The sequence below is a fragment of the Youngiibacter fragilis 232.1 genome, assembly GCF_000495435.3.
Lineage (GTDB): Bacteria > Bacillota > Clostridia > Clostridiales > Clostridiaceae > Youngiibacter > Youngiibacter fragilis.
Genome location: NZ_AXUN02000021.1, coordinates 1 through 1286, shown reverse-complemented (window position 1 = coordinate 1286; position 1286 = coordinate 1). Strand labels below are relative to the sequence as shown.

Below are 1286 nucleotides of genomic sequence, written 5' to 3'. Positions count from 1 at the left end.
ACATAGTACTAGTGGAACGGTAACCTGTAACGGTGTCATGTTTATCACTCCTTCCAATTTATTCATAAACATTGGAGTTCGGAGACTCGTGACACCGTTACAGGTTACCGTTCCTCTAGTACTATGTAACATTTAAAACTATACTAAAATTGAAATTTTTGGTATCCTTATATCGAGGGGGTGAAAGGATGCCAAAAGTATCATACGTAGTAGATCTCAGTGAGCAAGAGCGAATCAAGTTACTGAAGATAATCAACAAGGGGACTTCATCCGCAAAACGTATCCTACATGCAAATATTCTTCTTGCGTTAGACGAGAATAATCCTAATAAAGTTAGTTCCCCTGTAATTGCAGAACGCTTTAATGTCCATCGTCAAACCGTACAGACAATCCGAAAGAACTACGCAACTAAGGGTGTAGAAGCAGCGCTAGACAGAAAACATCGCAGTAAGCCACCCATTGAACCTAAACTTACCGGAGATGTGGAAGCTCGCATAATAGCCTTATGTTGTAGTAACCCACCGAAGGGCTATCAAAGATGGACCTTGCGTCTTGTTGCTGATGAAGCAATAAGGCTGGAAATAGTAGAGTCAATCTCCCATATGTCTGTGGGTAGGATCCTAAAAAAAACGAATTTAAGCCTCATCTGAAGAAATGCTGGTGTATTCCACCTGACCAAAACGCTGCTTTTGTAGCCAACATGGAGGATGTTTTAGCGGTCTACTCTCGCTCTTTTAATCCCTCTATTCCGGTAATATGTATGGATGAAAGACCATGTCAGCTTCTGGACGATGTACGACATCCGATGGCTGCAAAACCAGGAAATGTTAGGAAAGAGGATAATGAGTATGTTCGTAAAGGCACATGCAGCGTCTTTCTTTTCACAGAGCCCTTGGCTGGATGGAGACGCTGCCATGCGTCTGAACGTCGCACGAAACAGGACTGGGCTGAACAAATAAGAATCCTTCTTGAAGAGGATTACCCTGAGTCTGAAAAAGTGGTTCTTGTACTGGATAACCTGAATACACACACTGTATCAGCATTGTATGAAAGATTCCCAGCACCTCAGGCATTCCGACTTACTCAAAAGTTGGAGATACACTATACTCCAAAGCATGGTAGCTGGTTGAATATCGCAGAAATTGAGCTTAGCGCACTTACATCCCAATGCCTTAATAGGAGAATTGGGTCCATAGATTTAATGAACACTGAAGTGAGGCAGTGGGCATCAAATCGAAACATTAAACAAAAATCAGTAGACTGGCAATTTAAGGTTGACGATGCGC

General features: G+C 42.3%; 2 protein-coding genes. Both read left to right on the top strand.

From position 1 onward, the window contains the following. Positions 1 to 188: 188 nt before the first annotated feature. Positions 189 to 650 (top strand): helix-turn-helix domain-containing protein, encoded by a 462-nt coding sequence (locus T472_RS19990; protein WP_040906272.1) that lies wholly within the window; start codon positions 189 to 191, stop codon positions 648 to 650. After that, the coding region (locus tag T472_RS19985; RefSeq protein WP_201781745.1) for an IS630 family transposase at positions 647 to 1286 on the top strand (640 nt) is incomplete at its 3' end. The genes T472_RS19990 and T472_RS19985, both read left to right, overlap by 4 nt.

Coding starts and splice junctions, on each gene's coding strand:
- T472_RS19990 (WP_040906272.1), top strand. CDS start 189: ATGCCAAAAGTATCATACGTAGTAGATCTCAGTGAGCAAGAGCGAATC.